We start from the raw sequence: 10173 nt of genomic DNA, 5'->3' as shown, positions 1-10173 counted from the left end.
CCAACAAGTGGTCTCCATCGATGCAACGGAACAGACCCAGCTTTACCAGCGGTCCTTCGGACAGATTCATGCTACTTTGGATTTCAGTTGCTTTCGCCTCAATCGTCGTGCTCAACGTGGCTTCATCTGTCAGAGCCATAAAGTCCAGCACGTCCAGATGATACAGCTCGCCTTCCTGTATTCCGCGGTTCCACGCTTGATAGCCTTGCTCGGTCTTCCTGAACACCATCCGCAGTGCATCGTGGTGCTCCGTCAACTGAATTAGCGCCTGATGCAAAGCAGCTTCGTCAAAGCCCTGTTCCCGGTGCAGTATAACTGCCTGATTAAAGTGATGCACGTCCACTTGCTCCTGTTCAAAGAACCAATGATGGATCGGAAGCAATGTTGTTTCTCCGCTCACTTCTCCCTGATCCGCCATACGACTTGCCATAAGCGGTGCTAGTGCTGCAATGGTTGAACACCGAAGCAGATCCTTCATATCCAGTTTGTAGCCTGCCTGGAACGCACGGGATACGATTTGAATCGCCTTGATGGAATCGCCGCCCAGATCAAAAAAATCGTCCCCAATACCGACGGTTGGCACGCCCAAGACGGACTGCCAGATCGCCACGAGTGCCCGTTCCGTCTCGGTATGCGGCGCCTCATAATCAGATCCGCTTTGCTGACTGCCTTCTGGTGCTGGCAGAGACTTGCGGTCGATTTTGCCGTTTGGTGTCAGCGGCATCTGATCCAGCTGAATAAAGTACGACGGCACCATATAGCTTGGTAGCTCCCGCCCCAGCTCACTTCTCAGTTCACTGGCACTGATTTCTTGATCAGCGACATAGTACGCCACCATTTGTTTTTGGCCTGCTGTTTTGTCCGAACGGGCCACGACGACCGCTTCTCGTAGCGATTCCACTTGCAATAGCTGTGATTCAATCTCGCCCAGTTCGATTCGGTAGCCCCGGATTTTAACCTGATGATCCATCCGTCCTAAATATTCAATATTGCCGTCCAGTGTCCATCTCGCCAAATCGCCTGTACGGTACATTAGTTCATAGCCCGCTTTGCCTCCGGCAAACGGATTTTTTACAAATTTCTCGACCGTCAGATCTTCGCGATTCCAATACCCGCGAGCTAAGCCTTCCCCTGCTATACATAATTCTCCCGGTATACCGACTGGCTGCAATTCCCCGCTCGTATTTAGGATATATATTTGGGTATTCGCGATAGGACGTCCGATATTAATTTGATGAGCATGGGTCAGTTCCTGTACAGTCGACCAAACCGTCGTTTCTGTAGGTCCGTACATATTGTAAATACGAGGACCGTTTATCTCTTGCAGATCTCCCAACAGCTTGGACGGTAGGGCTTCACCCCCGACCATAATTGCCTTCACGCTTTGCAGTGCGCGGGAGCCTGTTTCATGACCCAGCAGCATTTGCAGCCGGGATGGTGTCATTTGCAGCATCTCAATATGATGATGAGCAATCAATTCACCCAGCGCCTGAGGATCCACCTGATGCTGGCGGTCGCCAAGCACAACCGTCATTCCAGTCAGCAGCGGCAAGATGGTTTCCAAGACGAAAATATCAAATGAAATGGTCGTCAGTGACAAAATGGTTTTGCCAGCTTCAAAGTCAATGATTTCACGCATCCCGGTAATAAAGTTGAGCACCGAGCGATGCTGGAGCATTACTCCTTTTGGATTTCCGGTCGATCCAGAGGTATAGATGACGTAAGCCAAATGCTCTGGGCGAGCAATTGCCTTCAGGTTGCTGCTTTCTCCCTGGTACAATTCTGCATCCTCAAGAAATATTGCATTGGCGTTGCAATGGTGCTCTTCAAGCAGATCACGACTGGTCAGAAGCACTGCGGCCTTGCTGTCTTCCAGCATGTATTCAATACGAGATGACGGAAATTCGGGATCAATCGGCACATAAGCTCCGCCTGCTTTTAGAACGGCCAGCAGACCTACGATCATTTCCACTGAGCGTTGTACCATCAGGCCGACCAGCTTGTCAGGTCCTACTCCCTCTGCCTGAAGTATGTGTGCCAATGAATTCGACCGTTCATTCAACTCCCGATAAGTCAGACTTTGATTTCCAAATATAACCGCTGTCTGATCCGGTGAACGTTCTGCCTGTTCCTCGAATAGCTCATGAATCCCCGCATCGTGTGGAAAAGGGACAGTTGTCGCATTAAATACATCCATAATTTGAGTCCGCTCTTCGTCACTCATCAGTGACAACTCCTGAATCCGCTTCTGTGGCCCTTTCACCATATGCTCTACCACACTCAAAAATTGGTGAATAATTCGGGCAATCTCCTGCTCGCTGAACAGCTCAGTCCTATAATCCAGTTGCAATACAAGTTTATCGTCATCCAGCATGTCTATCATGGCAATATCGAAGTCGCTCACCGTATCTCCGCAGAAATCAGTATGTACCTGCTGAATGGCTTCATCAAAACGAGAGAAGCTCAGCGTACGGTACTGAATGGTAACGCTAAACAGGCGGCCAAAATCAGTGCCGCTTTGCTGTTCACGCAAATCTTGCGTGATTTTGTTATACGGATAACGCTGATGCCGCAAAATGGACGCCTGCTCCTTGCCTACCCCGTGCAGGAAAGTGAGCAACTCGGATTCCGGCTCAACTTGCAGACGTGTAGCCACAGTGCTGACGTACATGCCCATTGTATTTTTTTCCTTCTTTAACGTGCGGTTAGCATACAATGTACCAACGGTTAAATCTTGTTCACCTGTCGTTTTATGTAAATATATATACAGAGCAGCTAGGAAAAATGTAAAAATACTGATATTATGCTCCTCGCAAAAAGTCGTGACACCACGATATAATTCGTGCTCCAGTGTGTAAACCTCTCGGCGTGCAGCCGTGCTTACCGTGAGCGGATTGTAAGACTTTAAACCTGTAACCTCCGGCAAGTCGGCAAATTTCTCCGTCCAGTACATCTTGTCCTTTTGATAGCGTTCTGATTGCTCGTAGCTTTGCTCCGTCTGAATAAAATCGAGATATGAGTTCGCTGGGACCGGCGTATTTGAACCTGTACCATGCACAATACTCATATAGTTCCCCGTAATTTCATTAATGGCCTGCTCCATCGTAACGCCGTCAGAAATTATGTGATGCATCTTGAAACTAAACCAGGTATCTTCTGCCCCCAACTGCAAAATTACAAACCGATACAGCTGCGAATCCAGTAAGGGGAATGGCTGTGCGTTATGATGACTCACCCATAGCTCTGCTTCCTCTTGGGTAACCTGGAGGGTTTCTATGTTTTGAGCAGCAAACGGCTCTACATATTGATAGGGAATTCCATCCCGAGCCGTGATTTTGATACGAAAAGCATCGTTTTGTGCAACCACCCGGTTCATTGCCTGCTGTAATGCATCTATGCGAACCGTTCCCTTGATTTTAACAGTAGTAATAATTGTAGACGTGTTGCGATTGGGATACACAAGCTCCGTGTACCAAATACGTTGCTGTGGCTGGCTTAATGCAAACAATTGAACATTGTGCTGTGTCATACGTATCTCTCCTCGCAAAATAAGATATGGATAAAAACAACTCTGCTTAAATGACCGTCCCTTGGCAAAGAATGGTCATGCGAGAGCCTTTTTTTCGGCATTAAATTGCCAATAGAAGTCAGTAAAAAGCGACCACTTCTGATATACCTTGAGATCTGAGTGCGCATATTTGTTAAAACAGTTTGATGAACGTGCTTTTACCGCCACGGCATGCGACGACAACCGTGTGCAGTGAATAAAAACATCTTTGAATTATGTGTGAGTGCATCTTGGTGGTGGGCTGTTGAATGATGCTGCAATGTTAACAACGAAGTGTATCGTGATGTGTGTTGTCTGATGGACTGGAGGGTAACGATGTTATGACATGCATGAGCTGCTGCAGCGTGGTACAGAGCGTAATTCTAGGCTGAAAAGAGCTAAAAATACTCACGACTGCGCTTATGACTTCCTGATTTTGTACATGGACGAAAAAGTGACGGTCATCGAACTAGAAAACGGAATCCCAAGCTGTTAAGAAACGTTTCGAACACCTTAAAATCTGTACACAATGGACATAGTCGTTTGAACTAACCCTGCATTTTTCATTACTTTCTTCGGGTTTTTTCTGCATCAAAACAAAGTTCTTTGGTGAAAGGTTAACTGAATAAAAATGGAGTTGCCTTTGGAATACCGAAGATGTAGGGCGGATTTACCGAGATTGCTATGGACAAGTAATCTTGCAGTTTTGCCTATACAACTGCTATGATTTTTGGATACAGTCAGTGCTCCCATACAGTGTCTATAAAAGAAAACAGCTTATGTACTTTATGAAGCCATTTTAGGCAAAGCTCTATAATCCTCTTACTGTCCATAATATAACAATAAAACCTTATATATCTTCTTTTCTCCCAATACTTTCTAGCTATTTTAAATATACAAACTTTAAAACCGAATAACATGGGACATAAGTTCTAACTTGATGGATTTCATAAAATTAATAATCAGCCCATATTATTCTATTATTTTTATATCATTAAATGTAATAAATTCACTTTTTTATTTAATTGAATACTAAGCATGACAAGTAAACGTGATTTAGGACAAAATTTTCGATTTGATTATCGATAAAATAAAAACAATCAAGGCTTGTAGGATAGTCCTAAACCCTTGTATTAAAACAAAAATTATGTTACATATCATTAACACAAATATAACAAGCTGTTTCTGACACCATCCGACAAATTTCAACTTTTTTAGCAATACTCTTTAATTGCCTAAAATGTGGAACTAATTTACTCAAGCTGAATTAATCTCGAATTAATAATGATTCACTTTTTAAATAGATTGTGATTTTTTTAGATCTTTTGAACTAATTAACAGGCAACATTTTCTTTAATTTTTCTCTCAAAACTTCGATTTAGATTTATTTTTTTCTCGTTTAAGCTATAAACTTTATTTTTTTATTAATAGAAACGTTTGGATTTTCCTTTAAAAGTTTAGATTTTTGGAAAATTCATAGCTTTCGAACTACTTCTTTTATAAAATTTATTGACCTCAAAACACAAAATAGCAAGTCTTCATATAGAGGATCTCCTTTAAAACAAAAAAGCCGCTATAATAGCGACTTTACAATATTTCGATATACCCGTCTGTTCCGTGCACGCGAATTCGTTGCCCATCTTTTATCAGCTTAGTAGCATTCTCCACCCCGACAATTGCCGGTAAGCCATACTCACGTGCAATTACGGCTCCATGGGTCATCAGTCCGCCCACCTCCGTAACCAAGCCTTTTATAGATAAAAACAATGGAGTCCAGCTGGGGTCGGTAAAAGCGGTGACTAGTATATCGCCATCTTCCAGCTCAGCCCCTTCTATATTCAGGATCACACGGGCCCGCCCCTCTACAACGCCCGAAGAAACAGCAAGGCCTACAATAGCTTCGGTAGGGATATTTTCTCGTTTGTACTGACCTGTAATGATTTCGCCATCAGACGTGATAACACGTGGCGGAGTTAGTTTTTCATATAATCTGTACTCATCTTTTCGTTTGGCGATGACCTGGTAATCCAGTTTATTTGTGCGTATGGTTTCCTGCAATTCTTCAAAAGCAAGATAGTAAATATCTTCTTTTTCATGAAGAACGTTGGCTTGTACGAGTCGCTCCGCTTCCTTTAATAAAGCCTGTTTATAGATGAAGTAACGACTGACAATGTCGTATTTCGGATATTCACGATAACCGATGAAATTCCGGATCTGGGCGATAATTTGTTTTGTCTCTTTGGCTTTTTGTTCACCATCCGGTAATTGTTTCAATCGGGCTAATAAGTCCTGTTCTTTTTTCAAAGCTTCCTGTCGCCCTTGCTCAAATTTTCGTTTACTGGCGCCAGGCTCAAGGTTTTTGATGTTACTGAGGATCATAGGAACCAGTATACTTGGTTTTTCACTCCAGCGTGTTCTTGTAATATCGATCTCTCCGGCACATCGCATTCCATATTTGTCGAGATAAGCAGCAATAGCATCACGTACCTTCTGCCCACCTTCGAACTGAAGCAGTTCATCCAAAAAGTTATCAACCTTTACCTGTTGTAAATACTCGATTATTTTCGGATAGGTACGAATTACATCTGCAACATCCAGTAGATCCATACCCATTTCAGAAGTGACATTGTTAGGTACAGATAGAGAAAGTGTGTCTGCAACGTTTTTTTCACCCAACCATTCACTCATTTTTTCATTAATCCATGCTGAAGCATGGATGGCAGACATAATCACACTCAAATTTTTCAGATCTGAAGCACGCTGCCTCCGTTGCTGCATATCTTCTAGAATACAATCCAATGCATCCAATCCTGACTTCGTTTGGATGTTATGTTTTAACGCTGATAACGATGTTTCACTACTCTTAATCAAATCAGCAACAATTGCTGGATCGTTTCCTGCTTCTGCCAGAATATCCGCAGACGACATACCCTTATGGCTTTTAACGGGCCCCTGTTCGCTTTTGTCATATGGGTCCAATTTTATAAAATCTCCCCGCTCGATAATGGTAATAAGTGCGTCTTTTATGAGCGGATCGGAGTGCCCTAAAACATCCAATAAATTTTGCCTCCCATCCGATGAAGCTAGGCCCTTCGTAATATCTACAAACAACCTTCCACCACCAGTTTTAAACATAGAAGCGGAACCTGTTAACTTCCAAACAGATATCCCTAGTGGTTTAATAGGATCCGTCATCATTTGCTGATGCCCAACAGATACATACACGTGATTCTCCTGGTCAGTTGCTTCAGGAATGGGATATAAAGTGGTGATCGGCCGGCTCTGGACAATATAAAATGTATCATCAGCCAAACACCATTCGATGTCTTGGGGACATCCGAAATGTTCTTCAATCTGTCTTCCAATGCGTTCCAGTTGTAAAATTTGTTGATCCATAAGGGTTTGCGCCTTTTGCTGATCAGGATTAAGCTGCTTGGGCTCTGTTCCGCCTTCTTCCCGTCCATAAATTGCCATTTTTTTAGTTTCGATCCTCTTGCTGACGATTACCCCATCCTGTACCTGATAACAATCGGCAGATACCAAGCCGGAGACTAGCGCTTCTCCGAGCCCGAAACTAGCATCGATAGAGAGCACCTTTCGGTTACCATTGATGGGATCAGCGGTAAATAAAATCCCTGAAGCCTGTGGGAAAACCATCCTTTGAACGATAACGGATAAATAAACTTGACTGTGGTCAAATCCATTTTGCATACGATAGATTACCGCGCGGTCCGTAAATAGGGAAGCCCAGCATTTGCTAATATGCTGCATGATTGCTTCTTTGCCGATAATATTTAAGTAGGTGTCTTGTTGACCTGCAAAAGAGGCATGTGGTAAATCTTCAACAGTCGCACTAGAACGCACTGCATAAGCATGTTCATCACCAAACTGGGCAAGATAGTGAGTAACTGCTTTCACAACGTCAGAAGGGATTTCTATTTTCATAATGATTTGTCGAATCTTGCTGCTGATTTCCCTAATTTGATCTCGATCTTCTACTTTTAGCGTGGTGAGACGATTTAACAAAGTATGGTATGTTTCGCTTTGTTTGATGGCTTTTTGAAATCCCACTGTTGTAACACAAAATCCTTCTGGGACTTGTATTCCTTCAATTTTTGATAACTCCCCTAAATTGAGCCCTTTTCCACCAACGAGTAAAAGCTGCGTTTTTTCCATTTCCTGAAAACCAAGAACCAAAGAACTCATTCATTATCTCCCCTAACCATTAATATTGAAAAAAATATTTGACAAGAGTTTTACTGGCATGATAAAATAATAGTATAATATAGGTTAACTATGTGTTTAAAAATAACAGAGTTGTGATCTGATTATATCATCGTGTCTGTATATATGCAATATGAAAGAACCTGATAAAAACTATCAGGTTCTTTTTTGATTTCACTTTATGATTAGTCACTCCAGATCTTGCTGTTATTCTGTTATTTTTTAATTTCAATTGCTCCGGATAACCAAACGCCCGTGCTCACTATAGTCTAATCCTACGACTTCTTGTTCCTCGGTGACTCTTAGTCCTATGGTCTTCTTCATAATGTAAAGAATGATAAAGGAAGCCACGAAGGCGAAGCCTCCCCTAACCAAGGAGTTGCAATCAGTCCTATAGCCTACATACTGTTGTTTCCAGTTTCTATATTAATCCACCCCTTTCAATCATGTTAATGCTATTTGATCCAGTATTCCCCTTAACAGCATTTTGGAATTTTCACTATGGACTAACATGCCTTCCCGGATCACAGAATCATTTTGAATAAATGGTAAATCCCTAAGTTCATGCGACCACCTGGACAGCATTTGTTGAATGCATTGTGGTGTGGATTCTAAGTGAAACTGCAAGCCAAGAACATGTTCACCATAAGCGAATGCTTGATGGTTACAAGCTTCGGAGTACATCAGGTTTCTGGCTCCTTCAGGTAATGAGAATGTATCACCGTGCCATGAAAATGACGTAAATTGATCTGGAATATGTGCTAGCCACGGATGATACTCAACATTTCTTTGAACTTGGTGCCAACCTATTTCCTTCTGGTCACCATTTGTAAATACTGTCCCTCCTAGGATTTCTGAGATCATTTGGGCTCCCAAACAAATTCCCAAAACCTTTTTTCCCATCTCGATGGCCCGTTTGACAAACGCCTTTTCTTGAATAAGCCATGGGTATTCGATCTCCTGATAGACGCTCATCGGTCCACCAAGAACCACAAGCACGTCTAACGAATGAAGCCACTCTCGCGTTATTCCATCAGCAGGATCATGCACGACCAATTCATGTCCAGCATGTTCGGCCCACGAGATGATTACGGATGGATCGTCGAATGAAAAATGACGAAGAACAATAATCTGCATATGTACACCTCCACTAGACTGAATAAACATATATTATCTCAAATAAAGATTATATCAACACGATTATCCCGAATAATGGGATAGATACACAATAAAATGATAGAAATTAATTTATAATCCCGAATAATGAGAAAATAAGAGAGTTATACATATATTAATAATGTTTTCATTTGAGCTGAAATCATGTCATAGTAGTCACTTACATAGGAGTCACTTAATATCTTCTTGCGATGGGTGAACTTGTAGAGGGAATGGGTATTGGGGGAAATTATCCGTTTAAGCGGCATCTTGAGTTAAAGTGTAACTTGATGATTACAGCAATAAAACCCCCTGTTATAACGGACAGGAGGCCCTAACATTGGATTAGATTAGGTTCAATGGGCAAATGTACATGATTATTGGCGACTATGGCCTCGATAACCCAGCTCGCTTGATATGAGATCGGCATATTTCTTGGCCAAATTCGAATATTTTTCGATGTTTTCTTCCCCAAATCGGATCGAAGGGCCAGCAACGTTCAAGGAACCAATTACTGTATTCTCATAGGAGAAAATGGGAGCTCCAATGCCGGTGGTTCCCTCCGTAGCTTCATTGGTCGTAATTGCATATCCCTGTTGTTTAATCGTTATAAGTTCTTGTTCAATAGACTGGCGGGTAAGCGGTTTTAGAGAAGGAATGTCATTCCAATTAAATGAGTCTAATAGTGATTTTTGCAATGATGAGTTCAGGAAAGCAAGAATAACTCTATTTGATGCTCCAATAAACAATGGTAGGCGTAACCCGATCGGCTCTGAAATTTTTAAAACTTGGGGTGAGTCTACAGAATCAATATAAATTCCTTCAGCGCTTTCACGAACGGATAAATAAACAGTCTCCTTGGTGCATTTCGATAGTTCCTCCATAAAAGGCCTTGCAATCGTTCGCAACATCAAACTATCCCACATCAGGAACCCATATTTCATAAGAGATAGGCCAAGTTTGTAGCGTTTTGTTTTTTCATTTTGCGATACAAAACCATGTTCTGCAAGAGAGGAAAGAAGGCGATGAACGCTCTGAATTGGCATATTCAACGCTTTGCTGATTTCCGTTACACTCATATCTTTTTCAGTGCCTTGTGGTAATAATAGATCTAGGATTTGAACTACTTTATTAATAACGCCAGACAATTCCTTCACAACTCCTCGTCTCTACTTTGAACTAAGTATATCATATTAACGAGTAAGGCTTACCCAACTTCATTGTTTTACTCTTTGCTCTAATTTCGT

5 protein-coding genes and 1 pseudogene are annotated in these 10173 nt (G+C 42.2%); 1 reads left to right on the top strand and 5 read right to left on the bottom strand.

Going from position 1 to position 10173, the window contains the following annotated elements:
- Nucleotides 1-3529: non-ribosomal peptide synthetase (locus ABEW32_RS18585; protein ID WP_430190369.1), on the bottom strand; the 3529-nt coding region annotated here is incomplete at its 3' end.
- Nucleotides 3530-3893: 364 nt separating this feature from the next.
- Here ABEW32_RS18585 and ABEW32_RS18580 point away from each other — a divergent pair.
- Complete coding sequence (locus tag ABEW32_RS18580; protein ID WP_430190367.1) at nucleotides 3894-4043, top strand: hypothetical protein; 150 nt, start codon at nucleotides 3894-3896, stop codon at nucleotides 4041-4043.
- Nucleotides 4044-5134: 1091 nt separating this feature from the next.
- Here the strand turns inward: ABEW32_RS18580 and ppsA are convergent.
- The 4 genes and pseudogenes from ppsA to ABEW32_RS18560 form a co-directional block, all read right to left on the bottom strand.
- Nucleotides 5135-7753 carry a phosphoenolpyruvate synthase gene (gene ppsA / locus ABEW32_RS18575; protein ID WP_430190365.1) on the bottom strand — a complete coding sequence of 873 codons (2619 nt, stop codon included), beginning with the start codon at nucleotides 7751-7753 and terminating at the stop codon, nucleotides 5135-5137.
- A gap of 244 nt (nucleotides 7754-7997) precedes the next feature.
- Nucleotides 7998-8131 (bottom strand): annotated as a pseudogene (locus tag ABEW32_RS18570) (ammonium transporter); the annotation flags it as partial.
- A gap of 84 nt (nucleotides 8132-8215) precedes the next feature.
- Entirely contained in the window at nucleotides 8216-8908 is a 693-nt protein-coding gene (locus ABEW32_RS18565; protein WP_430190362.1) for a type 1 glutamine amidotransferase, read from the bottom strand.
- Nucleotides 8909-9303: 395 nt separating this feature from the next.
- Nucleotides 9304-10074, bottom strand: coding sequence for an IclR family transcriptional regulator (locus tag ABEW32_RS18560; protein WP_430190359.1), 771 nt, complete (start codon nucleotides 10072-10074; stop codon nucleotides 9304-9306).
- Nucleotides 10075-10173 lie beyond the last annotated feature (99 nt).

The organism is Paenibacillus jamilae (genome assembly GCF_050482105.1).
In the GTDB taxonomy this organism is placed as follows: Bacteria; Bacillota; Bacilli; order Paenibacillales; family Paenibacillaceae; genus Paenibacillus; species Paenibacillus jamilae_B.
This window is presented reverse-complemented; position numbering and strand designations above follow the sequence as displayed.